Origin of the sequence: Amycolatopsis japonica (genome assembly GCF_000732925.1) — a bacterium.
Lineage (GTDB): Bacteria > Actinomycetota > Actinomycetes > Mycobacteriales > Pseudonocardiaceae > Amycolatopsis > Amycolatopsis japonica.
Window position 1 is genome coordinate 3,914,982 of record NZ_CP008953.1, and the last position, 25,679, is coordinate 3,940,660.

The 25,679-nt window shown below is 69.4% G+C and carries 24 protein-coding genes; 12 read left to right on the top strand and 12 right to left on the bottom strand.

Annotation, left to right across the window (positions count from 1 at the left end; all coding sequences use genetic code 11):
• Positions 1-33: 33 nt before the first annotated feature.
• The 4 genes from AJAP_RS18260 to AJAP_RS18275 all read right to left on the bottom strand — a co-directional run bounded on the left by AJAP_RS18260 (position 34) and on the right by AJAP_RS18275 (position 7,293).
• Positions 34-696, bottom strand: a complete 663-nt coding sequence (locus AJAP_RS18260; RefSeq protein WP_038513250.1) for an ABC transporter ATP-binding protein — start codon at positions 694-696, stop codon at positions 34-36.
• Positions 696-1,388 (bottom strand): ABC transporter ATP-binding protein, encoded by a 693-nt coding sequence (locus tag AJAP_RS18265; RefSeq protein WP_037338214.1) that lies wholly within the window; start codon positions 1,386-1,388, stop codon positions 696-698. The genes AJAP_RS18260 and AJAP_RS18265 overlap by 1 nt, the downstream gene beginning before the upstream one ends.
• Positions 1,381-3,957 carry an FtsX-like permease family protein gene (locus AJAP_RS18270; protein ID WP_084098229.1) on the bottom strand — a complete coding sequence of 859 codons (2,577 nt, stop codon included), beginning with the start codon at positions 3,955-3,957 and terminating at the stop codon, positions 1,381-1,383. The genes AJAP_RS18265 and AJAP_RS18270 overlap by 8 nt, the downstream gene beginning before the upstream one ends.
• 147 nt (positions 3,958-4,104) lie before the next feature.
• The gene (locus AJAP_RS18275; RefSeq protein WP_038523348.1) at positions 4,105-7,293 is read right to left on the bottom strand and encodes a BTAD domain-containing putative transcriptional regulator; all 3,189 of its coding nucleotides are present in this window, start codon (positions 7,291-7,293) and stop codon (positions 4,105-4,107) included.
• Positions 7,294-7,376: 83 nt separating this feature from the next.
• On the opposite strand from AJAP_RS18275, the gene AJAP_RS18280 reads away from it, so the two are divergent.
• Both AJAP_RS18280 and AJAP_RS18285 read left to right on the top strand, forming a co-directional pair.
• Entirely contained in the window at positions 7,377-8,252 is an 876-nt protein-coding gene (locus tag AJAP_RS18280; protein ID WP_038513254.1) for an NAD(P)-dependent oxidoreductase, read from the top strand.
• Positions 8,253-8,262: 10 nt separating this feature from the next.
• Positions 8,263-9,123 (top strand): NAD(P)-dependent oxidoreductase, encoded by an 861-nt coding sequence (locus tag AJAP_RS18285; RefSeq protein WP_038513257.1) that lies wholly within the window; start codon positions 8,263-8,265, stop codon positions 9,121-9,123.
• Positions 9,124-9,200: 77 nt separating this feature from the next.
• Here the strand turns inward: AJAP_RS18285 and AJAP_RS18290 are convergent, their stop codons facing one another.
• The gene (locus AJAP_RS18290) at positions 9,201-10,097 is read right to left on the bottom strand and encodes a LysR family transcriptional regulator (protein WP_038513259.1); all 897 of its coding nucleotides are present in this window, start codon (positions 10,095-10,097) and stop codon (positions 9,201-9,203) included.
• A 79-nt stretch (positions 10,098-10,176) separates the two neighbouring features.
• Here AJAP_RS18290 and AJAP_RS18295 point away from each other — a divergent pair, with 79 nt between their 5' ends.
• Together AJAP_RS18295 and AJAP_RS18300 are read left to right on the top strand one after the other, a co-directional pair.
• A complete protein-coding gene (locus tag AJAP_RS18295) occupies positions 10,177-11,067 on the top strand; it encodes an EamA family transporter (protein WP_073843277.1) in 891 nt (296 codons plus the stop codon).
• A complete protein-coding gene (locus AJAP_RS18300) occupies positions 11,064-11,684 on the top strand; it encodes an NAD(P)-dependent oxidoreductase (protein ID WP_038513261.1) in 621 nt (206 codons plus the stop codon). The genes AJAP_RS18295 and AJAP_RS18300 overlap by 4 nt, the downstream gene beginning before the upstream one ends.
• Here the strand turns inward: AJAP_RS18300 and AJAP_RS18305 are convergent.
• Complete coding sequence (locus AJAP_RS18305; protein WP_038513263.1) at positions 11,668-11,904, bottom strand: hypothetical protein; 237 nt, start codon at positions 11,902-11,904, stop codon at positions 11,668-11,670. The genes AJAP_RS18300 and AJAP_RS18305 overlap by 17 nt on opposite strands.
• 60 nt (positions 11,905-11,964) lie before the next feature.
• On the opposite strand from AJAP_RS18305, the gene AJAP_RS18310 reads away from it, so the two are divergent.
• Both AJAP_RS18310 and rraA read left to right on the top strand, forming a co-directional pair.
• Positions 11,965-12,570: a TetR/AcrR family transcriptional regulator gene (locus tag AJAP_RS18310; protein ID WP_038513265.1), complete on the top strand. Its 606-nt coding sequence runs from the start codon at positions 11,965-11,967 to the stop codon at positions 12,568-12,570.
• Positions 12,567-13,046 (top strand): ribonuclease E activity regulator RraA, encoded by a 480-nt coding sequence (gene rraA / locus AJAP_RS18315; protein WP_038513267.1) that lies wholly within the window; start codon positions 12,567-12,569, stop codon positions 13,044-13,046. Before AJAP_RS18310 ends, rraA begins: the two co-directional genes overlap by 4 nt.
• Before the next feature lie 6 nt (positions 13,047-13,052).
• Here the strand turns inward: rraA and AJAP_RS18320 are convergent, their stop codons facing one another.
• Entirely contained in the window at positions 13,053-13,946 is an 894-nt protein-coding gene (locus AJAP_RS18320) for an NADP-dependent oxidoreductase (RefSeq protein WP_038513269.1), read from the bottom strand.
• A 70-nt stretch (positions 13,947-14,016) separates the two neighbouring features.
• On the opposite strand from AJAP_RS18320, the gene AJAP_RS18325 reads away from it, so the two are divergent.
• Together AJAP_RS18325 and AJAP_RS18330 are read left to right on the top strand one after the other, a co-directional pair.
• On the top strand, positions 14,017-14,595 hold the full coding sequence (locus AJAP_RS18325) for a TetR/AcrR family transcriptional regulator (RefSeq protein WP_038513272.1): 579 nt from the start codon (positions 14,017-14,019) through the stop codon (positions 14,593-14,595).
• Positions 14,589-15,437: an MBL fold metallo-hydrolase gene (locus tag AJAP_RS18330; RefSeq protein ID WP_038513275.1), complete on the top strand. Its 849-nt coding sequence runs from the start codon at positions 14,589-14,591 to the stop codon at positions 15,435-15,437. Before AJAP_RS18325 ends, AJAP_RS18330 begins: the two co-directional genes overlap by 7 nt.
• On the opposite strand, the gene AJAP_RS18335 is transcribed toward AJAP_RS18330, so the two are convergent.
• Both AJAP_RS18335 and AJAP_RS18340 read right to left on the bottom strand, forming a co-directional pair.
• Positions 15,383-15,832, bottom strand: coding sequence for an LppU/SCO3897 family protein (locus AJAP_RS18335; RefSeq protein WP_038513277.1), 450 nt, complete (start codon positions 15,830-15,832; stop codon positions 15,383-15,385). The two genes, AJAP_RS18330 and AJAP_RS18335, sit on opposite strands and share 55 nt — an antisense overlap.
• Positions 15,833-15,857: 25 nt before the next feature.
• Complete coding sequence (locus AJAP_RS18340; protein ID WP_038513280.1) at positions 15,858-16,469, bottom strand: class I SAM-dependent methyltransferase; 612 nt, start codon at positions 16,467-16,469, stop codon at positions 15,858-15,860.
• Positions 16,470-16,984: 515 nt separating this feature from the next.
• On the opposite strand from AJAP_RS18340, the gene AJAP_RS18345 reads away from it, so the two are divergent.
• Genes AJAP_RS18345 through AJAP_RS18360 form a run of 4 tightly spaced genes read left to right on the top strand, consistent with a single transcriptional unit; the run spans position 16,985 to position 21,856 of the window.
• A complete protein-coding gene (locus AJAP_RS18345) occupies positions 16,985-18,406 on the top strand; it encodes a family 2B encapsulin nanocompartment shell protein (RefSeq protein ID WP_038513282.1) in 1,422 nt (473 codons plus the stop codon).
• On the top strand, positions 18,403-19,791 hold the full coding sequence (locus AJAP_RS18350; protein WP_038513284.1) for a family 2B encapsulin nanocompartment shell protein: 1,389 nt from the start codon (positions 18,403-18,405) through the stop codon (positions 19,789-19,791). The genes AJAP_RS18345 and AJAP_RS18350 overlap by 4 nt, the downstream gene beginning before the upstream one ends.
• 53 nt (positions 19,792-19,844) lie before the next feature.
• The gene (locus tag AJAP_RS18355; RefSeq protein ID WP_038513287.1) at positions 19,845-20,708 is read left to right on the top strand and encodes a geranyl diphosphate 2-C-methyltransferase; all 864 of its coding nucleotides are present in this window, start codon (positions 19,845-19,847) and stop codon (positions 20,706-20,708) included.
• A gap of 17 nt (positions 20,709-20,725) precedes the next feature.
• A complete protein-coding gene (locus tag AJAP_RS18360; protein ID WP_038513290.1) occupies positions 20,726-21,856 on the top strand; it encodes a family 2 encapsulin nanocompartment cargo protein terpene cyclase in 1,131 nt (376 codons plus the stop codon).
• 64 nt (positions 21,857-21,920) lie between these two features.
• Here AJAP_RS18360 and ligA read toward each other — a convergent pair whose 3' ends face one another.
• The 3 genes from ligA to AJAP_RS18375 form a co-directional block, all read right to left on the bottom strand.
• Positions 21,921-23,912, bottom strand: coding sequence for an NAD-dependent DNA ligase LigA (ligA, locus tag AJAP_RS18365; protein WP_038513291.1), 1,992 nt, complete (start codon positions 23,910-23,912; stop codon positions 21,921-21,923).
• Positions 23,913-23,966: 54 nt separating this feature from the next.
• On the bottom strand, positions 23,967-25,064 hold the full coding sequence (locus AJAP_RS18370; RefSeq protein ID WP_037338171.1) for a calcium:proton antiporter: 1,098 nt from the start codon (positions 25,062-25,064) through the stop codon (positions 23,967-23,969).
• A gap of 63 nt (positions 25,065-25,127) precedes the next feature.
• Positions 25,128-25,664, bottom strand: coding sequence for a TetR/AcrR family transcriptional regulator (locus AJAP_RS18375; protein WP_038513293.1), 537 nt, complete (start codon positions 25,662-25,664; stop codon positions 25,128-25,130).
• Positions 25,665-25,679: the final 15 nt, after the last annotated feature.

The following is a 25,679-nucleotide window of genomic DNA, read 5'->3' on the forward strand; positions in this document are numbered from 1 at the left end:
CGTCCTGAACGACCCTTTCATGACATCCGGAAGCTACGAAAGGACCCCGTCCAGCAGCCGTACCCGCCTGTCCGCGATCCGGTGCACCTCGTCGTCGTGGGTCGCCACGATGACCGCGGCGCCTTCTTCGGCGCAGCGCCGCAACAGCCGCAGCACCCGCGGCGTGCTCCCCGCGTCCAGATGCGCCGTCGGCTCGTCGGTGAGCAGGACCCGGGGCCGCCCGCTGACCGCCCTGGCGAGCGCGACGCGCTGCTGCTGCCCGAAAGACACTTCCAGCGGGTAGCGCTCGCCGAGGTCGCCGATCCCGAGTTCCTCCAGCAGATCCGAAACCCGTGCGTGGATGTCCTTCGCGCTGGGCTTGGGAATGTCGGACCGGAGCCGCAGTGGCAACGCCACGTTCTCCGCGATCGTCAGTTCGTTCGCCAGGCCGAGCGCCTGCGGCAGGACTGCGCAGGTGTGCCATGGCGGCGCGCCCGCTATCGGGACGCCGTCCAGCAGGACACTGCCGGAATCGGGCGAGTCGAAACCGCACAGCAGGGCCAGCAACGCGCTCTTGCCGGAGCCGGAGCGGCCGGACACGGTGACCAGCTCACCCGCGGCCACCCGCAGTTCGAGCCCGCGCAGGACTTCGACGTCCCCGCTGGGATGGGGGAACCGGCGGCGCAACCCGACGGCCTCGAGGGCGGGTTCCGCCATCACGGCACGACCTCCCGTTCTTCGACTTTTTCCAGTCTGCCCTTGTGCATCCGCGCCACCCGGCTGCCGAGTTCGATGAGCCGGTCGTCGTGCGAGGCGACGATGACGGCGAAATCCTGACCCGCCAAGTACTTCAGGGTGTCGAGCACGCGGTCGGCCGAGGCTTCGTCCAATTGGGACGTCGGCTCGTCGGCCAGAACGACGGTCGAGCGGCGAGCGAGCGTGCAGCCGAACGCGAGACGCTGCTGCTGCCCGCCCGACAGCGCCGAGATCCGCCAGCTGCCGGTCCCGCCGAGCCCCAGCTGATCGAGGATGTCGTCGGGCAGGCATTCGGTTCCGGCCGATTCCGCCGCCGCGCGGAGGTTGTCGGCGACGCTCAGATACCCGAGCAGGTTGTCGGTCGGGTTCTGGAACACCAGGCCGAGGTGGTGCCGCCGCAGCGCCCGCCGGTCGCGATGCCGGAGCTTTCCGGTTTCGGTGCCCTGGAACGAGATCGTGCCCCGCACGGGCTGTTCGAACAGGCCGAGCGTTCGCAGCAGGGTGGACTTTCCGGAGCCGGACGGTCCCGCCAGCACGGTGATGCCGCGCGCGGGGATGTCGATGGTGACGTCGTCGACGCCGGTCACGGTGCCCGCCGGGGTCTGGTAGTCGACGCCGATGCCGCGGAGCCGGAAGATCGGTTTCTCAGGCACGGATCAACTCCGCGGTCCGGGCGGTGCGCACCGAGCGCATCGCGATCCAGCCCGCCAGCGCCACGACGAGCACACCGACGGCGAGCACGGTCAGGGCGAGCGGGGTCGGGTCGGGCAGCGCCGATTGCGGCGGGAGGAACGTCGCCGGGTCGAAGCGCGGCACCGAGAGTCCCGCCACCGACACACCGCAGACGACGCCGATCACCACGGCGAGCCCGCTGAGCGCGCCCAGTTCCATCAGGTGACTCGCCAGCAGGGCGCGAGGCCGCATCCCCATCCGCAGCACCAAGGCCCCGGCCAGCGCGTTCTGGCGACGGCGGACTTCGACCGCGACCAGGAGCGACAGCACCGCCACCACGCCGAGGACGGCACCCAGCAGGGCCATGAACGAGAACGTCCACGACACCACGTAGAACGGGAGCGCGTCGAGCGCGGACTCGCGGGTGACCCGGTTGACCGCGGTCATCACCCCCACGGAGGCCAGCGCCTCGGTCACCTGCGTCATCGAGGAGCTGGACAGCAGGCTCCACTTGGGTATGGAGCGCAGCTGCGCCTCGCTGAGCGAATCCCGGGAGACCACGTACCCGGCCTTGGTGCCGATGATCGGGAACATCGGCAGTTCGCCGACCGCCCTGGCTTCCCCGAGACCGGCGGGCAGCGTGGCCTTCTGGGCGGGGTCGTTCCCGATCCGGATCGCGGGAACACCGGCGCCGGGGCTCGACAGTTCGCCCAGCAGCCGGTCGACCTCCGCCCCGTCGAGTGGGCCGAACGTGGCCGCCTGCCGGAACGTCCGCGGATCCACGACCAGCACGACGTTGCCCGCACCGGTCAGCTCGCCGACGATCGCGGCGCTGCCGGTGATCGAGTCGGGCAGCGCGACCTTCCCGGTGCCGACGACGCTTTCGGTGTCGACCCTGGTCTCGGCCCCGACGAAGATGGCGGACTTCGTCTGCAGCGCCTCCTCCTGGCCTCGGGCGATGCCGATCCCCGTGGCCAGCGTCCCGATGGCCAGCGTGCCGATCACGAGCACGCCGGTGACCGGGGCGCGGGCGCTGGCGAGCCGCCGGATGGCCAGTTGCAGCGCGGGCCGGGACCACAGGCGTGCGCGATGCGACGCGTGCAGCGCGAGCCAGGCCAGCCGCGCGGCGACGAGCCCGACGGTGAGCACGACGAACACCGGATACGTGAGCGCGAGCGGATCGACCTGGGGGAGCGGGTTGCCGATCCGCGATCCCTTGCTGTAGTCGACGAGCCGGTTCCAGCCGAGCAGGGCGACAGCGGCGGTGAGCAGCTCCCACGGGAAGAAGGCCAGGAGCTTCACCTTCTTGCGCCGCCCGGAGCGGACCCGGCCGAGTTCGAATTCCCGATGGGTGCGGACGGAGATCACGCCGGCGAGCAGCGCGAGCGAAACAAGCAGGATCGCGGCCGCGACGAGCGACCCCCACAGTGTCGCCCCGTCGTTCAGCTCACCCGGTGGTCCGTACACGCCGAGCAACAGCCGGGCCAGCACCGCGCCGGCCGCGCCGCCCGCCACGATCGGGAGCCCGAGCTCGGCCACCGCGAGCAGTCCGAGCGCCCCCGGGCCGCTGCCGCGGGCCGACAGCAACCTCAGCTGCGGATGCCGCCGCTGGTACCACTGCAGGGCAACCGTGCCGATCCCGGCGCAGCCGACCAGGATGCTGATGGCCGCGAGCGGCAGGATCGAGACCAGGACGTTCGATTCCGCCTGGTTGCTGATCTCCACGGAGCGCTCGAACGGCAGCGACCCGACGATCGCGTCACCGAGTCCGCGCGAACCCAGATCCGCCTTGACCGCGGCGATGAGCGCTTTCCCGCGTTCCTGGAGATCCTCGGCCTCGCCCACGGTCTTGGGCGGGGCGTCGTAGAACGACATGTGGAGCGTCTTGATCGTCGGGAGGTTCAGCGCGCGGACCGTGTCGTCGAAGGTCTTGCCGTCGTTGGCGAACATGACCGAGTCGAGCGGGTCGTTGGCGAGCCTGCTGACGACCGCGTTCCGCTGTTGCGAACACCACCAGCGCGGCGCGGGATCGGGCAGGTCGCGGTACAGCCCCGTCACCGGCGGTATCGGGGTGCCCTTGATACTCGGGGTGGCGCCGGGCTTGATGTTCTCCGCCCCGGCCACGACGGTGCCGAGCAGGAATCCGGCGCCCGTCGAGCCGCCCGCCAGATCGAGATGGCCTTGAAGCGCCTGATCCCGGTGAGCGAGGACGACCTTGTAGTTGGGGTCGCCGTTGAATTCGGTACCGAAGAGATACGGCGTGTAGCGGGAGGTGACCGGCGCGGGGAAACCGTGCGCCGGCGCGTTCCGGCGGACCGAATCGATCACCTGCGGAGCGACCGCGGCGGGGACGTTGTCCTTGCTGAACACGGGCCCGTAGTAGTCCGGGCACACGATGTCGGACTGATACGTGACGGCCGCACCGCCCGCGGCCGAGGCCTGCAGGACCGCTGCCGTGCCGAGGAAACAGGCCAGCAACGCGGTCACCGCGGCGATGATCAAAGTCAGGGGACTGGTCAGTGCCGCCCTTGGAGCCGCTCGCCACGGCATTGTCACCCTGGGCCCGCCGGGAGCCCCCCACCTCACCCGCATGGATACGCACGCTACCGGTCGAGGCGCCCGGGCGACAGAAAGAAATCACCGTTTGTTGCTGACGTGAAGTAAGGGATGGTCCATTGTGGTGATACGGGTGCATGCCTACTGACTGTCCGTCACCAACTGATCGATCGGTAAGGCCTCACCCGCCTCGCACTCCGCCGAGAATGCGGTTTCTCCGAGCGCCGCGACGACGACGCCGGTGATCCGGTCGACGTCACCGCGTTCGGCCTTCGGCAGGGGAGCGCCCACCGAGCGGCGGGAAGCCGCCGCCGCACCCAACAGTCGCGCGGCCAGGCGATACGCGCCGGCCGCCGCTTCCGCGCCGGCGAGACCTTCGAGGCCGAGAGCGATCGCACGGGGATCTTCGCTGTGGCGTGCGATCGCGAGGCCGTCGAGGTGGAGTCGTTTCGCCGTCACCGCGTCTCCGCGTTGTTCGGCGATGAACCCGAGCTCGGCGAGGACGAGGGTGCTGCCCGCTTCGGACTCCACGCGGCGATGCCAGTCCAGTATGGACAGCAGGCGCCGCTCGGCCTCGTCGAACAACCCCTGGCGTCGCGCGCCGAGCGCGAGCCCGGTTTCGGCGTAGACCTCAGCGGGCTTGAAGCCGTGTTCGACGGCCAGCGTCCTTGCCCGCTCGTGGTACTCCCTCGCCTCGTCGAAGTCGCCCATGAGCAGCGCCGTCCGGCCCAGCCACGACAGTTTGTAGGCGACCTCCGGCCACAGCCCGAGTTCCTCCGCGCGGCGAAGGCTTTCCCGATGGACGCGGAGGGCGTGCTCGTAGTCCCCGGCGATCGACGCCAGCATGCCGAGGACGAACGACGCCTGCAGCCAGCCCCAGCGTTCGCCGAGTCCGTCGAAGATCGCGGCGCTCTGCGCGGCGACCCGGCCACCGCCGGTGAGGTCGCCGCCGGAGATCAGATGGGACGCCCGGTCGCTCAGCGCGGCCGCGGCGCTCCAGTCGTCGCCGATGTCGCGGGCGGTTTCCAACGCGTCGAGAGTGAGTTTCTCCGCGCGGCACAGGTCGCCGACCGTCGACCACGCGTAGCCGAGGAACCACGACATCCGCGCCCGGGCACCGGGATCGGCGATGCCCCGCACGGTCTCGTCCACGGCGGCGTCCGTGCCGGTGCCGTCGAGCACGGCGATCCCGGTGCGCCAGCCGAGAGCCTGGGCGTACTCGTCTCCGGCGTCGATCTCCATGCCGAGCACGAGGTCGAGCGAGCGCCGGGCCTCGGTGAGCCGTCCGCGCAGGAACCAGAACCAGGTCGTCGCGTTCACCAGCCGCGCCGCGAGCCGGTGTTCTCCTTGCCTCAGCAGCGTTTCGAGCGCTCGCCGGGTGTTGGCGCCCTCGGCGTCGAGCCTGTCGAGCCAACGGCGCTGCTCCCGGCCGCGCAACCCCGCGTCACCGCGTTCGGCCAGCTCGACGTGGAAACGGGCGTGCCGCAAGTACAGATCGTCGAGTTCGCCCGCTCGCTCGGCGTGCTCCAAGGCGTACGCCGAAACGGACTCCAGCAGCCGGAACCGCGGCTCGCCGGACTTGCCCGGCCTGCTGACCACCAGCGACCTGTCGACGAGGCGGGACAGCAGATCCAGGACGTCCCCGGCGGCGATTTCCCCGCCCGCGCAGACCGACTCGGCGGCATCGAGCCCGCACCCCTCGGCGTGGACGGCGAGCCTGCGCAGCACGATCTGCTCGGGCCCGCTCAGGAGGCTCCAGCTCCAGTCGATCATCGCGCGGAGGGTCTGCTGACGGCGCGGCCCGCCTCGTCTGCCCGAGGACAGCAGGCCGAACCGGTCGTCCAGGCGGGCGAGGAGCTCGTGCACGCCGAGCGTCCGGACCCGGGTGGCGGCGAGTTCGAGCGCCAGCGGGATTCCGTCGAGGGTGCGGCAGATCCGGGCGACCACCGCCGCGTTCTCCGCGTCGAGCGCGAACCCCGGCGCCGCCGCCTCGGCACGGGCCGCGAACAGCCGGACCGCGCTCGATTCCCGCACGGCGGCGAAATCCGGGTGCTCGGGCAGTTCGAGTGGCGGCACCGCCCAGACGTTCTCCCCGGGCAGCCCGAGCGGTTCCTGGCTGGTGGCGAGCACTCGCAGCCGAGGAACCGCCGCGAGCAACCGCTCCACCAGCGCGGCGACCGGCTCGACGACCTGCTCGCAGTTGTCCAGGACGAGCAGGATCTCCTTGTCCCGTAAGGCGGCGGCCATCGACTGGGTCAGGGTTCCGGTGGACGTCGCCTCCTCGCGAAGGTCCAGTACGGCCGCGACGACGACGGCGACGAGATCCTCCGGCGGGCACGTCGGGCACTCGACGACGTCCAGGCCCGCCAGCTCGACGAGCCAGGTGCCGTCGGCCATCGTGAGCCGCGACGCCGCCTCGATGGCGAGCCTGGTCTTGCCCACACCGCCAGGGCCGGTGAGGGTGACCAGCCGCGCGTCGGTGACGAGCGCCCCGACCTCCTTGACCGCCGTCGTGCGGCCGATCAGCTCGGTCAGCGCCTCAGGAAGGTTTCCGCGCACCGGCTCGGCGGCGCGAGCGGTCTCGAGCTCCGGGCTGCGGGTGAGGATCGCCTGGTGCAGCGCCGCAAGGTCCGGGCCCGGTTCGAGGCCGGCCTCGTCACGCAGACGGGCCCGCAGTTCGGCATAGGTTTCGAGCGCCTCGCTGTGCCGCCCCGCCGCGTACAACGCGCGCATCAACAGCCCGCGCAGCCGCTCTCGCAGCGGATTCCGCGAGACCAGACCGGCGAGTTCCCCGGTGAGGACGCCGTGTTCGCCGAGGGCCAGCCGGGCTTCGGCACGGTCTTCCTCGGCGAGCAGCCTTTCCTCCTCCAGCCGCTGAGCGGCGGCGACGGCGAAGGGCTCGTCCTCGAATCCGGCATAGGCAGGCCCTCGCCACAACGCCAGCGCGTCGGCCAGCAGGGCCGCACGAGCGCGCGGGTCGACCGCGTCGCGGCCGCGGGCGGTGAGCGCGCGGAACCGATGGACGTCCAGCTCGCCGGGCTCGACGGCGAGGACGTAGCCGGCCGGTTGGTGGGTCACGAGCTCCCTGGCGCCCGGCTCGGCCCGATCCATGGCGCGACGCAACTGGGAGACCTTGGTCTGCAGGGTGTTGCCGGGATTGCCCGGCGGGTGCTCGCCCCAGAGATCGTCGGTCAACGACGACACCGACGCCGCCCTGCCCTCGCGCGACAGCAGCGCGGCGAGCAGGAGGCGGACCTTCGCCTCGGGCACGACGACGGGCTCGCCCGCGGTCGTCCACGCGGCGAGCGGCCCCAGCACTCCGAATCGCACGAAACCGACGTTAGCGCGGACCACCGACAAGACCGTGCGTGAACCCGCAGCGATCCGTGCGCGGGCCGCGTCACGGTGGTCCCATGAGCGAACACGGAAAGACCCCGGTGACGGTGCTGGGGCTGGGCGCGATGGGAACCGCGCTCGTAGAAGCACTACTGGCGGCGGGCCATCCGGTCACCGCCTGGAACCGGACCGCGAGCTGGGCCGAGGCGGTGGCGGCGCAGGGAGCTTCGGTCGCTTCGACCATCTCGGAGGCTCTCGCGGCCAACACGATCGTGATCGCCTGCCTGCTCGACTACGACTCGGTGCACGAGGTCCTGGACCCGGTGGCGGCGGAGCTCGAGGGACGGCAGCTGATCAACCTGACCAACGGCACCCCCGGCCAGGCCCGCGAAATGAGCGCTTGGGCGGAGGGACTGGGGGCGGCCTACCTGGACGGCGGGATCATGGCCGTCCCGCCGATGATCGGCACGCCGGCGGCGTTCATCTTCTACAGCGGATCGGGCACCGTCTTCGGCCACGCCCGCACCGCGCTCGACACCTTCGGCGGCGTCAACTACCTCGGCGCCGACCCCGGACTGGCGCCACTGCACGACATCGCGCTGCTCAGCGGGATGTACGGGTACTTCGTCGGCGTCATCCAGGCGTACGCGCTGGTCGGCTCGGCCGGAGTCAAGGCGCGGGAATTCGCGCCGCTGCTGCGCGGCTGGCTGGACGCGATGGGCGGCTTCCTGGAGCGCTCGGCCGAACAGATCGACGACGGCGACTACGTGACCGATGTCGTGTCGAACATCGGGATGCAGGCGGCCGCCTACCCGAATCTCGCGCAGGCGGCGGAAGACCAGGGCATCAGCGCCGAGTTGCTCACGCCGCTCCAGTCGCTGATGGACAAGCGGGTCGCCCGCGGACACGGCGCCGAAGACCTGATCGGCGTCATCGAACTCCTCAAGAAGTAAGGAAAAAGCAATGATCACACTGATCGGGCTCGGCCCGATGGGACAGGCCATGGTCCGAGTGCTCCTGGAGAACGGCCACGGAGTGACCGTCTGGAACCGCACCGCCGCCCGCGCGGACGGCGTCGTCGCCGCCGGTGCCGTGCGTGCCGAGACCCCGGCGGACGCGGTGTCGGCGTCGGAGCTGGTGCTCTTGAGCCTCACCGACTACGCCGCGATGTACGACATCCTCGGCAAGGCCGAAGACGCCTTGGCGGGCAAGGTGATCGTCAACCTCAGCTCCGACACCCCGGAGAAGACCCGCGAAGCCGCCGAGTGGGTCGAGGCCCGCGGGGCGCGGTTCGTCGCCGGCGGAGTGATGGTGCCCGCCGAACTGGTGGGCAAGGACGAGGCGTATGTCTTCTACAGCGGCCCCACCGACGTGTTCGACAAGCACCGCGACACCCTGGCGCTGATCGGGCGGCCGGACTACCTCGGCGAGGACGTCCGGCTGGCACAGCTGTTCTACCAGGCGCAGCTGGACGTCTTCCTGACCTCGCTTTCGGTGTTCATGCACGCGAGCGCGCTGGTGCGCTCGGCCGGGGTGCCGGTGGAGAAGTTCGTCCCGTACGCCAAGGACAACTTCAAGATGATGGATTTCTACCTGGACGCCGCGGCCGAGCAGATCGAGAAGGGCGAGCACCCCGGCGACGAAGCCAACGTCACGATGATGGGCGCGACGGCCGACCACATCGTCGAGGCGAGCCGGGACGCGGGGATCGACCTGGTCCTGCCGGAGGCCATCAAGTCGCACTACGACCGGGCGATCGCCGCGGGCCACGGGCGTAGCTCGTGGACCAGCCTGTTCGAGATCATCAAGGCGGACGTCAAGTAGGCGATCGCGCTCGCATCTGTAGTACGTGAAGGCCCCCTTCACTGCGCTAGACGCAATGAAGGGGGCCTTCACGTACTTCAAGCGAGCAAAGGCGGCGGTGACGTGGTAAGCACGCCCAGCACCTCCAGAAAGGCCTTCGCCGCCGGAGTGACGGTGAAGCGGTTCCAGACCAGGTGCTCGATCCGCGCGGGCGCGTCCCGCACCGGCACGGTGACGACGTCGGTCAGGTTCGGCACGTACTTCGAGGGCAGCAGCGCCACCCCCAATCCCTGATGGATGAGCCGCGCCATGAAGTCGGCGGCCGTCACCTCGAACGCGACCTCCCGTGTCACCCCGGCCGCGGCGAACGCCTGATCCGTCTGGGCCCGCCCCGCCGACCCTGACGGGAAGTCCACGAACACTTCGGACGAAAGCCGCTTCAGGTCCACTTCGGACTCGACGGCGAGCGGATGTCCGGGCGCCACCACGGCGATCAGGTCGTCGCGCCCCAGTTCGCAAGTGGCCACGCCGTCCGGCCGATCGGTCACCGGGAGGCCGAGGAACGCCACTTCGATCGCGCCGTCCTTGATCTGTTCGACCAGTTGCCCACTCGCTCCGACCCGCAGCCCGATCCGGACGTGCGGGTACCGGCTGCGGAAGGTCTGCAGGGCGGCCGGGACGTCGACCGCCGCGACGGTCGGGATCACCCCGACGGTGAGCCGCCCGCGGATCTCGCCGACGGCCGCCGCGACCTCCGAACCGGCCCGTTCGGCGGCTTCGAGGCATTGCCGGGCGGCGGGCAGGAACGCCTCGCCCGCGGCGGTGAGCCGCACCCGGCGGCTCGTGCGTTCGAACAGCTTCGCGCCGAGTTCGCGTTCCAGCCGGGCGATCTGGTGACTCAGCGCCGACTGCACGACGAGACACCGTTGCGCGGCCCGCGTGAAGCTGTTCGTCTCCGCCACGGCCACGACGTACCGCATCTGCTGAAGCTCCACGGATCCATCTTGAATCACGATGGATCAAGTGACAAACATGTGTTGGACTCATTGATCCGCACCGTCGAAGCTGAGAAGCGTGAAAACGCTGACGACCACACCGCTCGCTGCCGGTCTCACCGGCACGGCGTTGACCGCCTTCGCCCCCATGGTCTGGGGGTCGACCTACGTGGTCACCACCGAACTCCTCCCGCCGGGGCACCCACTGTTCGCCGGGCTCATGCGCGCCCTGCCCGCCGGACTCATCGCGCTCGCCATCACCCGCACCCTCCCGCGCGGCACCTGGTGGCTGAAGGCCGCCGCGCTCGGTGTCCTCAACATCGGGATGTTCTTCCCCTTGCTGTTCGTCGCCGCCGAACGGCTGCCCGGCGGAGTCGCCGCCACACTCGGCGCCGCCCAGCCGCTGCTCGTCGCGATCCTCGCCGTGGCCGTACTGCGGCAGAGCCCGTCCGCGTGGCGGTTCGCCTGGGGGATCGTCGGGATCGTGGGTGTCGGGCTGGTGGTGCTCGGGCCGGCCGCGGGCTTCGACGTCCTCGGTGTGATCGCCGGACTCGGCGGCGCCGCGACGATGGCACTCGGCGTCACGCTCACCAAACGCTGGGGACGCCCCGCGGACGTCGGGCCGACCGCCTTCGCCTCGTGGCAGCTCACCGCGGGCGGATTGTTCCTGGTGCCGGTGACCTTCCTGTTCGAAGGAGCCCCGCCCGCCATCGACCTGGACGCGGCTCTCGGCTACCTCTGGCTCGGCCTGATCGGCGGATTGCTCGCCTACGTCCTGTGGTTCCGCGGAATCACGTCGCTGCCAGTCACCTCGGTCGCCGTTCTCGGCCTGCTCTCGCCGATGGTCGCCGCGCTGCTCGGCGCCGCGCTCCTCGGTCAGTCGCTCGGCCCGATCCAGCTCGCCGGGTTCGCGCTCGCCCTGGCCTCGATCGTCGCTGGCCAGATCACCCCGAAGGGTGCCGTCCGATGAAGATCGCCGTCGTCGGAGCGTCGGGGATGGCGGGTTCCCGCGTCGTCGCCGAAGCCGCTTCCCGTGGACACCACGTCACCGCCGTTTTCCGCAGTACGCCGCCGAAATCGCCGCATCCGGGTGTCGAGGTCGTGCGCGGGGACGCCACCGACGTCGATCGGATGAGCGCAGTCTTCGCGGGAGTCGACGCCGTCGTGGGCGCGACGAGACCCCGGCCCGGCGCGGAAGACACCGTCGCCGCCACGGTCACGGCGCTGCTCGATGCTGCGGCCGGCACCCGTGTCCTGGTCGTCGGCGGCGCGGGGCCGTTGCGCTCGCCGTTGGGCGGGCTCGTGATTGACGATCCGTTGTTCGTCCCGGCGGCGTGGCGGACCATCGCCTCGGCCAGCACGACGCAGCTCCAAGCCTGCGAAGCGCACACAGGCGACTGGGTCTACCTCAGCCCACCCGCGCTCCTCGAGCCCGGCGTCCGGACCGGGGCCTACCGGCGAGGGACGACGACCATCCTCGCCGCGGCGGACGGGTCGTCCCGGATTTCGGCGGAGGATCTCGCCGTCGCCATCGTCGACGAACTCGAGAATCCGGGACAGGACCGCCATTTCACCGTCGGATACTGAACTCGGGTGGATCACCGGGGGAGGGCGTCTCCGGACTCCGCTCGGCCTCGATCTGGATCTCGATGTTCGTCTTGTGCGCGATCGGATCCCAGATCTCCTCGATCGGCGCGAGCAAGGACTGGCTGACACCGCAACGCCGGGCCCGCGCGGCGTACCACGCGAATCCGGCCAGGAAGAGGGGAAGGCTCAGAAACGCCGCCACCGGTGCCAGGAAGTCCATGCGGACGACGGTACAGTAACGTCGCGTTTCCAGAAACACTCTGTTACTGAATGCGAGACGATGACCAGGCTGACGCGGGCCGAGCAGCAGCGCCGCACCCATGAGAACCTGCTGGCCGCCGGACGCCAGGTCTTCCTTCGGCGCGGTTTCCTCGCGGCGACGGTCGAGGAGATCGCCGCCGACGCCGGGTACACCCGCGGCGCCGTCTACAAGCACTTCGGCGGCAAGGAAGGGCTGTGGCTGGCGATCATCGAGGCCGACGCGGACGGTCATCTGCGGGGACTGCGCGAAGCGCTGGCTCAGGCCACTTCACGCGACGAGGTGATCGCGGCGCTGAATCCCGTCGACGTCGCGGACAAGGACGCGGCGAAGTGGAGCGCGGCGGCCGCGGAGGTGCTCGCCGCGACGGCGCAGCAACCGGAAACCGCCGCGCTGGTAGCGGCGATCCAGCGGCGCCACGACGACGAAGTGGTCGCCCTGCTCGCCGAACACACCCGTCGCCTGCGTCTCGAACCCGCCCTGCCGCTGGATCAGGCCGTCGTCATGCTCGGTGCCCTGGGTATCGGCCTCGCGCTGCGTCAGACGGTCGCGCCCGCCGCGGATCCCGCCGCCATCCTCACCCACGCGCTGGACACGCTCTTCCCGCCCTACACTCGGGAGCCGTGATCGATTCCTTCACCACCGCCGACCTCGTCGACGAACACGGCGACCGGCTGCGCGTCTGCGACACCCAGTTCCGGCAGTTCGGCGGGCACCGGACCTTCTCCGGCCCGATCCGCACCGTCTCCTGTCACGAGGACAACGGCCTGGTCAAGAAACTCCTGGCCACCCCGGGTGACGGCGCCGTCCTGGTGGTCGACGGCGGCGGTTCCCTGCACAGCGCGCTCACCGGCGACATGATCGCGAAGTCCGCCGTCGACAACGGCTGGGCCGGCATCGTCGTCAACGGCGCGGTACGCGACAGCGCCGAGCTCGCCGGGCTCCCGCTCGGGGTGAAGGCGCTCGGCACCAACCCGCGCAAGAGCTCCAAGGCGGGTGTCGGCGCTGTCGACGTCCCGGTCGGCTTCGGGGGAGTGACCTTCACTCCCGGCGACACGCTCTACTCCGACGACGACGGCGTCGTGATCCTTCCCGCCGCCTGACCTCGCTCAGACGACGATGACCCGGCGGCCGCGGGTGTGCCCGGCATGGCTGTCGGCGTGTGCCGCCGCGGCATCGGCGAGCGAATAGGACTTCTCGACGGGGATGTGCAGCTTGCCCCGTGAGATGAGGTCGACGGCCTCGGCCAGCGCGTCCGGCACGCTTCCGGCCACGCCGGAGAAACGGACGCCGAACTCGGGCGCGCCGAGATCGGCGATCGAGAGAACCTTCCCCGGATCCCCGGTCAGCTCGACCAGTTCCGCGATCACGCCTGACCCGGCCAGGTCGAGGGCGGCGTCGACCCGGCCGAGCCGCCGCACACGGTCCACCCAGCCTTCGCCATAGGTCGTGGCGAGCGCGCCCAGATCCCGTAGATAGCCCTGGTTCGCGGCGCCCGCCGTGCCGATCACGGTGATGCCGCGTTCACGCGCGATCTGCAGTACCGCCGAGCCGACCCCGCCGGACGCGCCGCTGACCAGCAGTGTCTCGCCAGGGCGCACATCGGCTTCGCGGATGAGCCGTAGTGCGGTCTCGACGACGGACGGATATCCGGCCGCCTCCTCGAAGGTGAGCCCGTCGGGCATGACCGCCCAGGCCGACAGCACGGCGAACTCGGCATAGGTGCTCGCACCCTCGCCGAACACGGAGTCGCCGACCGCGACACCGGCCACGCCTTCGCCCACCTCGTCCACCACACCGGCTGCGTCGAGGCCTACGCCGGACGGCAGCACGGTCGGATGTGCGCCGAGAACCTGGCCTTCGCGGATTCTCCAGTCGACGGGGTTCACTCCGGCCGCTCGCACAGCGATGCGTACCTGGCCCGGTCCCGCATGCGGCTCTTCGGCGTCGACGAGTTGCAGAACTTCCGGTCCACCGAACTCGGTGAAGATCACTTGCTTCATGCGACCGACCGTAGCACTAACGGTTAGTGTTTTGAAACGGTTGTTGTTTCGTATCTGGTAGCTTCACCGCATGACAGCGCCGACCGGACGTCGCGAGCGGAAGAAGGCCGCGACCCGTCAGAAGATCGCCGAGACCGCCTTGCGGCTTTTCCTGGAGCGCGGATACGACGCGATCGGCATCCGCGAGGTGGCCGCGGAGGCCGACGTCGCCGTCACGACCCTCTTTTCCCATTTCGCCTCGAAAGAGGCTTTGGTGTTCGAGCAGGACGCGAACTTCGAGCAAGGCCTTACGCGGGCGGTCACCGAACGGCAGGCTGGAGACCCGCTCATTCCCGCACTGTGCCGTGAGGTGCACGCGATGGTGCGGCATTGCACCGCGGAGGGCGCCGCCCCGATCTGGCGGATGATCGACGGATCGCCCGCTCTGCGGGAGTACGAGGACGCGATGAGGCTGCGCCACGCGGAGTCGCTGGCGGCGGCGATCGCGGCCGATCCGGAATCGGCGCGGTCCGCGACCACCTGCCGGACCATCGCGAGGTTCGTGCTCGACGCCTACTCGATCGGCAGGGAGGCGGCCGATCCCGAGGCCGCGGTGGACGAGATCTTCCGGATGATCGAAGCGGCCTGGGAGGTCACCGCGGCATGTTGACCCAGATCGCGAACGGTGTGCTGGTCCACCAGAGCGCGCTGCTCCGCAACAACACGGTCATCGTCGATGGCGAGGAAGGCGTGCTGCTCGTCGATCCCGGGATCACCGAAGACGAGATGGCCTGCCTCGCGAACGACCTGGCCCAGTCCGGCCGGAGCGTGGTGGCGGGTTTCGCGACCCACCCCGATTGGGATCACGCGCTCTGGCACGCCGCGTTCGGCGACGTACCCCGCTACGGCACGGACCGCTGCGCCGCCTACCTGCGCGATCTTCGGTCGAAAGAGGACTGGAAGGCCGACTTCGCCGAAGGGCTGCCGCCGGAGATCGCCGGTGAGGTGCCGTTCGAGCTGTTCGGCCTCATCACCGCTCTGCCCGCCGGAAGCACGCGGATTCCGTGGGACGGCCCGGAACTGCGGATCGTCGAGCATCCGGCTCACGCTCCCGGCCATGCCGCGCTGGTGATCGAGAAGCACGGTGTTCTCGTCGCCGGCGACATGCTTTCCGACGTCCTGGTGCCGATGTTCGACGACACCGCCGATCCGCTCGGCGACTACCTGACCGGGCTCCGGCTGCTCGAAGAGGTGGCCGACGACGTCGAGGTCGTCGTACCCGGCCACGGGGCCGTCGGCGGCCCCGGTCAGACGCGCGTCCGGATCGACCTGGACCGGGCGTATGTCCACGCGGTGCGCGACGGCCGTACTCCCGACGACCCGCGGATCGGCTCGTCGGCCGAACCCGGATGGGAGTGGGTGAGCGATCTGCACGCCGGGCAGGTACAGCGCCTCTCTCAGCCCTTGGGCATGACGCAGAGTTCGCGCGACTGCCCCGAAGTGAAGTCGTAGACGACGGGGTTGCCGTACTCGTAGCCGGGCACGGCGTTGCAGTCCGAGCCGGAACTGCTCGAAAGCTGTGCGATCACCGTGTAGTTCGCGGAACCGTCCGAACAGTGCACCCGCACGGCGCTGGAGCTGAACGCGCCGTTGGAGCCGGCGTCTTCGTCGGCCGACAGGCAATCCCCGGCCTGCGCGGAAAACGGGTCGGGGTCGACCTCGGGGGCGCTGCCGCCGGTGACGAGCGCGACGGTCACCGCGATCGCTCCACCGGTGACGACGAGCGCCGCGGCGGCGATGCCGACGATCAGCCCGGTGTTCGGCGTCTTCTTCGGCGGTGCGACGGGGTACTGCTGCCAGATGGGCGACTGCTGCTGAGGGAAGGTCACGTCCTCAGGATCGTCCACGTCGATGAAATTTGGATGACACGGCTCATTTGCGGGCGACGAGCCGTTCCACCAGCCCGAGTTTGAACCGCTCCCGCTGTTCGACGGCCAGGCCGAGATCGCCGATCTTGTCGAACGGCCGCCGGAGGAAGTGCTCGCCCGCCATCGGCACGGTGATCTTCTCGGCGATCCATTGCAGACCGCGGACCGCGCGGGACGAACTCACGATGTGGTCGAGCAGGATGAGCCTGCCGCCGGGCCGGAGCACCCGGGCCATCTCCCGCAACGCCTTGCCGTCGTCGGGGATGGCGCAGAGCCCGAGGGTGCAGACCACGGTGTCGAACGAATCGGCGTCGAAAGGCAGGTCGTGCGCGTCGGCGCGCCGTAGCGTCACCGGATGGCCGAGGCGTTCGGCGCGGCCGCGGGCGATGGCGAGCATCCCGTCGCTGAGGTCGATGCCGGTGAGCGTGACCCCTTCGGGATAGAGCGGCAGGTTCAGGCCGGTCCCGACGGCGACTTCGAGGACGTCGCCGGTTGCCTGTCCGCAGGCCCACGCCCGCGAATCACCGAAGAGCTTCCGGTCCATGAACTGCATTTCCCGGTCATAGTTGCGGGATTTGCCGTCCCAGTACCGGTTCCACCGTGCGGGCGGGGTCATGGGGCTCCTTTCACTCCATCGAGGAGGGAGACCAGGGTTCGGCACCGATTCGGGTCGGCACGCGCGGGACAGTACAGCCATCGCTGATATGTCAGCAACGGCTGAGCCATGACCCGACGGAGTGTCCGGACGCAACCCTCTGTTTCGTCGCTGTCTGTCAAGCCAGTGGCGAACGACGATGCGGAGGCGACCCGAAAGAGTCCGGTGGGGCCACTCAAACGGCCCTGCCGCGGGCACGGCGGGGAGTTTCGGCGCGGCCCCGCGTGACACCTCAGAACAATTACTGGCCCGATTGCGTGGCGGCCATAAAGCGCCGAGTGACGCTGGCAAAAGCTTTCCTGCACAATGGGAAAATCGGCATTCGGGTGGCCTTGTCGTATTACCTGAAAGTGCGCTTGTGTGGGAAAAACCCCTTGCTATGTTGATCCTGCGGGGCCGCACTTCGGGGCATGACCGGCACGCCGCGATTTGTGGATCTTGTTTGTTCACACGACTATCGAAGGGTGGACCTTGCTGTGACCGTGACCGAATCGGGCACTTCCGCCGAAGGTGTCCAGGGGTCGGAAAACCCGCAGCTGAGTTTGGGTCGCGCCGCCGCGCGAAACCTGGCGACGACGACCAAATCCGTTCCGCAGATGCAGGGAATTTCTTCCCGGTGGCTGCTGAAGTCCCTCGAATGGGTTCAGGTGAACGGCGGTGCCTACCGGGTCAACCGGCGGCTCAATTACGCGGTCGGCGACGGGCGGGTGACCTTCTCGAAGGCGGGCACCGAGGTCAGCGTGATCCCGGCGGAACTCGGTGAACTGAAACCGCTCAAGGGATACGACGACGAAGAGGTCCTCGCCGAACTCGCGCGCCGCTTCGAACAGCAGGAAGTGGCGGCCGGCGACGTACTCGTCGAATTCGGGCACCGCGCCGATCGGGTCTTCCTCATCGCACACGGCAAGATCAGCAAGACCGGCCCCGGTCACTACGGTGACGAGACCGCGCTCGGCGTCGTCAAGGACGGCGACTACTTCGGCGCGCAGGCCCTCGTGGACGACGACGGCATCTGGGAGTTCACCGCCAAGGCGTCCACCGCCTGCACCGTGCTCACCCTGACCCGCCAGGACTTCGAGCGCGTCCTCGAACAGTCCGAATCGCTGCAGGCGCAGATCGAGCAGGCGTCGCAGGACTCCGGACGCTCCAACGACTTCGGCGAGGCCGAGATCGACATCTCGTCCGGACACGACGGTGAGCCGCTGCTGCCGGGCACGTTCGTCGACTACGAGACCTCGCCGCGCGAATACGAACTGAGCGTCGCCCAGACCGTGCTCCGGGTCCACAGCCGGGTGTCCGATCTCTACAACCAGCCGATGGACCAGACCGAACAGCAGTTGCGCCTGACCATCGAAGCGCTGCGTGAGCGGCAAGAGCACGAAATGATCAACAACACCGACTTCGGCCTGCTCCACAACGCCGACTTCACCCAGCGGATCGCGACGCGCACCGGCCCGCCGACGCCGGACGACTTCGACGACCTGCTCGCCCTGGTGTGGAAGGACCCCGGTTTCTTCCTCGCGCATCCGCGCACGATCGCCGCGTTCAGCCGTGAGTGCAGCAAACGCGGCATCTACCCGACCGGCACCGACCTCGGCGGGCACAAGGTGCCGTCGTGGCGTGGCGTCCCGATCCTGCCGTGCAACAAGATCCCGGTGAGCCAGACCAGCACCAGTTCCGTGCTGCTGATCCGCACCGGGGAGAAGAACCAGGGCGTCGTCGGCCTGCGTCAGATCGGCCTGCCGGACGAATACGAGCCCGGGCTGAACGTCCGGTTCATGGGCATCTCGGAGCAGGCGATCATCTCCTACCTCGTCAGCACCTACTATTCCGCCGCCGTGCTCGTACCGGACGCGCTGGCCGTCCTCGAAGCCGCCGAACTCGGCCGCGAAGGATGACCGCCGCGACGCCGGAGGCCGACCGGCGGCTCAGTCTCGGCCCAGCCGCCGCGCGGAACCTGGCGACGACCACCAAGACGCGGCCGCAGATGCAGAGCATCACGCCGCGCTGGCTGCTGAAGATGCTGCCCTGGGTCGAGGCGACCGGTGGTACCTTCCGGGTCAACCGGCGGTTGACCTACGCGATCGGCGATGGACGGGTGAGCTTCACCAACGTCGGCACGGAGGTCCGGGTCGTCCCGCAGGAACTCGCGGAATTGGCCCTGCTGCGGGGTTTCGACGACGAGGACACGCTCACCGCGCTCGCCGACCGGTTCGTGCAACACGAGTACCAGCCCGGCGAAACGATCGTCAGCCACGGCGCTCCGCTCGACGAGGTCGTGCTGGTCGCGCACGGCAAGATCGCCAAGGTCGTGCCAGGTGAGTACGGTGCCGAAGCCTCCGTCGGCAGCATGGCCGATGGTGACCATTTCGGCGACGAGATGCTCGCCGGTATCGACCGGAACTGGCCGTTCACCGCCAAGGCCGTCACCCCGGTGATCGTGCTGACCCTGCGTGCCGAAGACTTCGCCGACCTCAACGGCCGGTCGGAGGCGATGCGCCGCCATGTGCAGGACATGCTGTCGCACAAGGGAAAGCCGCAGAACGCCAAGGGCGAGGCCGAGATCGGGATGTCGTCCGGACACGACGGTGAGCCGCTGCTGCCGGGCACGTTCGTCGACTACGAGATCTCGCCGCGCGAGTACGACCTGGCCGTCGCGCAGACTGCGCTCCGGGTGCACACGCGGGTGACCGATCTCTACAACGGGCCGATGGACCAGTTCGAAGAGCAACTCCGGCTGACCATTTCGGCGCTGCGTGAGCGGCAGGAGCACGACCTGATCAACAACCGTGAGTTCGGGTTGCTGCACAACGCCGATCTCAAGTCGCGGTTCCAGACCCGGTCCGGTCCGCCGACACCCGACGACATGGACGAACTCGTCAGCCGCCGCCGCAAGACGAAGTTCTTCCTCGCCCACCCGCGCGCGATCGCCGCGTTCGGGAGGGAATGCACGCGCCGCAGCCTGTATCCGGAGGGCACCACCGTCGACGGCAAGGTGGTCGCCGCGTGGCGCGGGGTGCCGCTCCTGCCCTGCGACAAGATTCCGATCACCGAGAACGGCACGTCCTCGATCCTCGCCATGCGGACCGGCGTGGAGGACAACGGCGTGATCGGGCTGCACCAGACCGGCCTGCCCGACGAGTACGAGCCGGGACTGAACGTGCGGTTCGACGGCATCTCCGATCAGGCGGTCGCCAGCTACCTGGTCAGCACCTACTACTCCGCCGCCGTGCTCGTGCCCGACGCGCTCGGTGTGCTGGAGAACGTCGAGGTCGCGCGGTGACCCCTCGCCCCGCGACGACAACGAACAACAACGCTCCAGAAAGGACCACGCACGTGACCATCGCCCGTACTCCCGCTCCCGCCAAGGTTCTGCGCACCGAGTACCAGAAGTCGGTGGCGTCGTACTGGAACAAGGAGAAGGACCCGGTCAACCTGCGTCTGGGCGATGTGGACGGGCTCTATCACCACCACTACGGGGTCGGCGAGGTCGACTGGTCGGTGCTGGAAGGCCCCGAAGAGACCCGCGACGAGCGGATCATCGCTGAAATGCATCGCCTCGAGACGGCGCAGGCCGATGTCCTGCTCGATCACCTCGGCGACGTCAAACCGGACGACCACCTCCTCGACGCCGGCTGCGGGCGCGGCGGGTCCAGCATCATGGCCAACGCGAGGTTCGGCTGCCACGTCGACGGGATCTCGATCTCGGAGAAACAGGTCGAGTTCGCCAATCACCAGGCGGATATCCGCGGCGTCGCCGACCGGGTGCGCTACCACTTCCGCAACATGCTCGACACCGGCTTCGAAAGCGGCTCGCGCAAGGCGATCTGGAACAACGAAAGCACCATGTACGTGGACCTCCACGAGCTGTTCGCCGAGCACGCGCGACAGCTGGAGTTCGGCGGCCGCTACGTCACCATCACCGGGTGCTACAACGACGTGACCGGAGGCCGGTCGAAGGCCGTGGCGCAGATCGACCAGCACTACACGTGCAACATCCATCCGCGCAGCGCGTACTTCAAGGCCATGACGGCCAACGACCTGGTGCCGATCTCGGTGGTGGATCTGACGCCGGACACGATCCCGTACTGGGAGCTGCGGGCGAAGTCTTCGGTAGCGACCGGGATCGAAGGACCGTTCCTGGACGCCTACCGCGAAGGCAGCTTCCACTATCTGCTCATCGCCGCGGACCGCGTCTGAACCTGGAGAGCGAAGCGATGACCGAACAGGGTGCGCTCGCCACACTGCTGGCCGGTCCGAGCGGGCTGGGCACGTCGGCCGCCCGGCTGGCGGCCCGGCTGACCGCGGTTCCTCAGGAGGCTCCGTCACCTGAGGGACCCGGTCTCGACCCGGCTTACGCGTACCGGCCGTGGGGTGACGGGTCGGCGCCGCCGCTGTACTGCCCCGTCACCGAACGGATCAACGACCCGCTCGCCGTGGAGGTCGACCGGCGGCTGGTGCTGTGGGCGGGGGAGTGCGGGTTCGACGAGGAGGAGTGCGAGCAGATCGGGAAGGCGGGCTTCGGCAGGCTCGTCATGCTCGCCCATCCGGACTGCGAGGATCCCGAGCGGCTGTTGATCTCGGCGAAGCTCAACGCCGCCTGGTGGGCGGCCGACGACCTCTACGCCGACGACACGTCGCTCGGCGCGGTGCCGGCCGAGCTGCCGCCGAAGCTCGCGCTGGCGATGGCCGCGATGGACCCGGTGCCGTCACTGGGCGAATTCAGCCGGGACCTCGACGAAACGCTGCGAAACGACCGGGTCCTGGTGGCCTTGCGCTCGGCGACGGATTTCCTGCGGCGATCCGGGACGGCCGCGCAGGTCCAGCGTGTCTGCTACTCGACCTTCGCGATGTTCGTGAGCTGGACGGCCTACGCGGCGTGGCGCCACAGCGGAAAATACCCGCCCGCGTGGGAGTATCTCGCCGCCAGGCAGCACGACAGCTTCTACACCTCGATGACGTTGATCGACGTCCTCGGCGGGTACGAACTGACGTCGAACGTCTACTACGACCCTCGGGTCCGCGAGGCGGCGATCCAAGCGGGCACGGCGGCAGTGCTCGTCAACGACGTGCACTCCGTCACCAAGGATCTGGAGGACGAATCGCCGCCCTGCAACGCGGTCCTGCTGATCGCCGACGACCGGAAATGCACGATCGAAGAGGCCACGGCGATCACCGTCGAACTGCACAACGACGTCGTCCGTGACTTCCAGGCCGCCCACGAAAAGCTGAGCGCGGTTCCTTCCGTTGAACTGCAACGGTTCCTGCGCGGATTGCGGGGCTGGATGGGCGGCGGTTTCGAATGGCACTCGACGAGCCCGCGCTACCGGACGAAGCCCAGCGTTTAGTCCTCTGGATGCGGTGGTTCGCGACACGAACTTCCGCATTCAGAGGACTAAACGCGGGAGGAGGTCAGACGACGCCGGCCTCGATCAGCTGGCCCCAGATCACGCCCTGGTCCACGACCTCGACTTCGAGCTTTTCGGCCTTGGTGAGCTTGCTCGCGCCGACGTCCGCGCCGGTGATGAGCAGGTCCGTGTTCGCCGAGACCGACGACGCGATGGTCGCGCCCGCCTTTTCGCACAGCCGCTGGAAGGTCGGGCGCGGCACCTTCTCACCGGAGCGCGGGTCGCTGATCGATCCGGTGACGACGACCGTCTTTCCTTCCAGCGGGGCGCCTGCCGCGACGACCGGCGGGAGGTCTTCTTCACGCACGTCCAGTGAGACTCCGACTTCGCGCAGCCGCTCGAGCTCGGGACGGAGGCGGGTGAGGTGCTCGATCAGGGACGCGGCGACCTTCGGACCGATGTCCTCGACGGCGACGAGCCCCTCTTCGCCCGCGTCCACGACGGCTTCCAGCGAACCGAACCCGGCCCGGCACAGCCGCGCGGCGGTGCCTTCGGAGGCCATCGGGATCGCGAGACCGATCAGCGCGCGGCGCAGGCCGACGGCCCGGCTCGCGTTGATCGACTCGATCATGCGGGTGGCGGAGATGTCGCCGATGCGATCGAACTCCAGCAGCCTTTCTTTGGTGAGCCGGTAGAAGTCCGACGGGTGTTCGAGAATCCCGGCCTCGGCGAGCCGCTCGATCCAGACGCCGCCGATCGCGTCGATGTCGGCGGCCGCGCGCGACGCCCAGTGGATCAGCCGCCGGACGGTCTGGGCGGGACAGGCGACGTTGGTGCAGAACAGTTCCCGGCTGTTGCCCTGTTCGGTCAGCGGCTCTTCACACGACGGGCACACCGACGGCGGCACGATCTCCCGCTCCTCGCCGGTCCGCTTGGCGGCGTCGAGGACACCGGCCACGAACGGGATCACGTCGCCGGCACGCCGCACCAGCACGGTGTCGCCGATCTTGATCCCGCGGGCCTTGATGACCTCCTGGTTGGCCAACGTCGCCCGCGTGACGGTGGTCCCGCCGACGAACACCGGCTCCAGCCACGCGACGGGCGCGATCTTGCCGGTCTTGCCGACGTCCCAGACGACATCGGCGAGCACGGTGGTCTTCTCCTCGGCGGCGAACTTGAAGGCCAGCGCCCCGCGCGGTGAACTGGACCGCGTTCCGGCGGCGGCGTACGCGTCGCGATCCGCCAGGCGCAGCACCGCACCGTCGAGGTCGTAGTCGAGATCGTTGCGCTGCTGCTCGATGGTCGTGATGACGGCCTGCGCCGACTCGGCGTCTTCGCAGTGCCGCATGTCGGCGGCGGCGAACCCGAGCGTCCGCAGCGCGCCGTCGAGATCGGTTTCCGCGCTGTCGGGCTCCGTGGAGAGGTCGAACGCGAAGAACTGCAGCCGCCGTTCGGCGACGGTGGCCGGATCCTTCGCGCGCAGGGTGCCCGCGGCGGCGTTGCGCGGGTTGATCAGCGGCTTGTCCGGGTGGACCTTGTTGTAGGCGGCGAAAGTGGAACGCAGCATGACGGCCTCGCCGCGGACCTCGACCCGGCCTGGGGCGTCGACCTTGTCCGGGACGCCGTCGGTCAGCGCCCGGACCAGCATGGTCACGTCGTCGCCCGTGGTCCCGTCGCCGCGGGTGACCGCCCTGGCGAGGCGGCCGTTCTCGTAGACGAGGGCGAGCGACAGACCGTCGAGCTTCGGCATGACGACCACCGGCTGCCCGGGGAACCGGGCGAAGAACGCCTCGACCTGCTCCGGTTTGGTCGCCTTCTCCAGCGACAACATCGGCCGCGAGTGGCGGATGGGCGCATGCAGGACGGCGGGCGCGCCGACCTGGTCGAGCGGGTTCGGCTCCGGGGCGAGCTCGGGATTCGCCTCGATGAGCCCGCGCAATTCGTCTTCGATCGCGTCGTAGTCGGCGTCGGCCACCTTCGGCGAGCCCCGGTAGTAGGCGTCGCGAAGGACGACGATCTGATCGGCGAGTTCTTGGATGCGGTCCCGAGCGTTCACGGGGCTGAGATTACCCGGGACCCCCGACAGAACCCGGTCCGAAGAGGACTCGTGTCACGGGTTGATGGCGAGCACCAGGAACGAGGCCAGCAGGACCAGGTGCACGCCGCCCTGCAGCCGGGTCGCGCGGCCGGGGACGACGGTGAGCACGCTGACCGCGATCGTCAGCGCCAGCAGCACGATATGGGTCGCGCCGAGGCCCAGCAGGAGGGGCCCGTCCAGCCAGATCGACGCCAGCGCGATGGTCGGGATGGTGAGCCCGATGCTCGCGATCGCCGAACCGTAGGCGAGGTTGATGCTGGTCTGCATCCGATCGCGCCGCGCGGCCCTGGTCGCGGCCAGCGTTTCCGGCAGCAGCACCAGCATGGCGATCACGACGCCGACGAACGACTGCGGGAAGCCCGCCGCGCTGACCCCCGCTTCGATGGCGGGGGATTCGACCTTCGCCAGGCCGACGACGGCGACCAGCGCGACGAGCAGCAGGCCGAGGCTGGTGAGCGCGGCCTTGTTGGTCGGCGGCTCGGCGTGTTCCTCTTCCTTGACCGAACCCTCGCTGTCGACCGGCAGGAAGAAGTCGCGGTGGCGCACGGTCTGTGTGAGCACGAAAAGGCCGTAGAGCAGCAGCGAGGCGACGGCGGCGAAGGTGAGCTGCGTGCCGTTGAACGCCGGCCCCGGGGTGCTGGTGGTGAAGGTCGGCAGCACGAGACTGACGGTCGCCAGCGTCGCCACGGTGGCGAGCGCGCCGCCGCTGCCTTCGGGGTTGAAGTGCGTCTCGCCGTACCGACGGGCGCCGACCATGAGCGAAATGCCGGCGATGCCGTTCATGGTGATCATCACCGCGGCGAACACCGTGTCGCGGGCCAGCGTCCCGGCCTCGGGGCCGCCCGAGGACATCATCGTCACGATCAGCGCGACTTCGATGACCGTGACCGCGATCGCCAGCACCAGCGAGCCGAAAGGCTCCCCGACACGATGTGCCACCACTTCGGCGTGGTGAACCGCGGCCAGCACCGTCCCGCCGAGCGCGAGCGCGACGATGATCACCGGCACCGCGCCCAGGTCGCGTCCCCAGCTCAGCGCCAGCACGACGATGGCGACGACCGGCATGACGGTGGTCCAGGACAGCGGGAATCGCCTGTGGGAAGCGGCCATGCCGCCACCTTCGCACACTCTGCGTGACGTCGCCGCTCCATGGGGGTCGCGGGGTGACGAAGTTTAGCGAGCGCCGACCCCGTTCAGGAAGGTCTCGACGAGCAGATCGGCGGCGCGCGGCGCGTCCATGTCCTCCCGTGAAGCGAGATGGAGGAGCTGGATCAGCAGCCTGCCCGCCCAGCCGTCCGGGACGTCCGCGCGGAGAAATCCCTCGTCGGTGGCCCGCTGCAGGAACCTCTCCACCTCGGCGGAGAGCCGGTTCCGGCGGTCCTGGATGGCGGGTTCGGCGCGCATCCGGGTCAGTTCGACCGGCCAGGCGCGGTTGACCTCGATGATGCCCTCGACGTAGCGGTGCAAGGCCACGGGAACAGCCGTCTCGGTGAGCCGGGCGGAGTGGACGACCTGCTCGACCGCGGTCAGCCGCGAGTCGTAGATGGCGGCCAAGAGCTCCTCGCGGGAGGCGAAGCGCCGATACACGGTGCGCCTGTCGACACCGGCTTCGGCGGCGATCGCGCCGATGCTGGCCGAGGGGTCGTGAGCGAGCATGCGCGCGCCGGTGGTCAGGACGGCTTCGAGATTGCGCGTAGCGTCGGCTCTCATTCCGGGAATGTATCA

Coding starts and splice junctions, on each gene's coding strand:
- AJAP_RS18260 (WP_038513250.1), bottom strand. CDS start 696: ATGGCGGAACCCGCCCTCGAGGCCGTCGGGTTGCGCCGCCGGTTCCCC.
- AJAP_RS18270 (WP_084098229.1), bottom strand. CDS start 3,957: ATGCCGTGGCGAGCGGCTCCAAGGGCGGCACTGACCAGTCCCCTGACT.
- AJAP_RS18280 (WP_038513254.1), top strand. CDS start 7,377: ATGAGCGAACACGGAAAGACCCCGGTGACGGTGCTGGGGCTGGGCGCG.
- AJAP_RS18285 (WP_038513257.1), top strand. CDS start 8,263: ATGATCACACTGATCGGGCTCGGCCCGATGGGACAGGCCATGGTCCGA.
- AJAP_RS18300 (WP_038513261.1), top strand. CDS start 11,064: ATGAAGATCGCCGTCGTCGGAGCGTCGGGGATGGCGGGTTCCCGCGTC.
- AJAP_RS18305 (WP_038513263.1), bottom strand. CDS start 11,904: ATGGACTTCCTGGCACCGGTGGCGGCGTTTCTGAGCCTTCCCCTCTTC.
- AJAP_RS18310 (WP_038513265.1), top strand. CDS start 11,965: ATGACCAGGCTGACGCGGGCCGAGCAGCAGCGCCGCACCCATGAGAAC.
- AJAP_RS18320 (WP_038513269.1), bottom strand. CDS start 13,946: ATGAAGCAAGTGATCTTCACCGAGTTCGGTGGACCGGAAGTTCTGCAA.
- AJAP_RS18325 (WP_038513272.1), top strand. CDS start 14,017: ATGACAGCGCCGACCGGACGTCGCGAGCGGAAGAAGGCCGCGACCCGT.
- AJAP_RS18330 (WP_038513275.1), top strand. CDS start 14,589: ATGTTGACCCAGATCGCGAACGGTGTGCTGGTCCACCAGAGCGCGCTG.
- AJAP_RS18340 (WP_038513280.1), bottom strand. CDS start 16,469: ATGACCCCGCCCGCACGGTGGAACCGGTACTGGGACGGCAAATCCCGC.
- AJAP_RS18350 (WP_038513284.1), top strand. CDS start 18,403: ATGACCGCCGCGACGCCGGAGGCCGACCGGCGGCTCAGTCTCGGCCCA.
- AJAP_RS18360 (WP_038513290.1), top strand. CDS start 20,726: ATGACCGAACAGGGTGCGCTCGCCACACTGCTGGCCGGTCCGAGCGGG.
- AJAP_RS18370 (WP_037338171.1), bottom strand. CDS start 25,064: ATGGCCGCTTCCCACAGGCGATTCCCGCTGTCCTGGACCACCGTCATG.
- AJAP_RS18375 (WP_038513293.1), bottom strand. CDS start 25,664: ATGAGAGCCGACGCTACGCGCAATCTCGAAGCCGTCCTGACCACCGGC.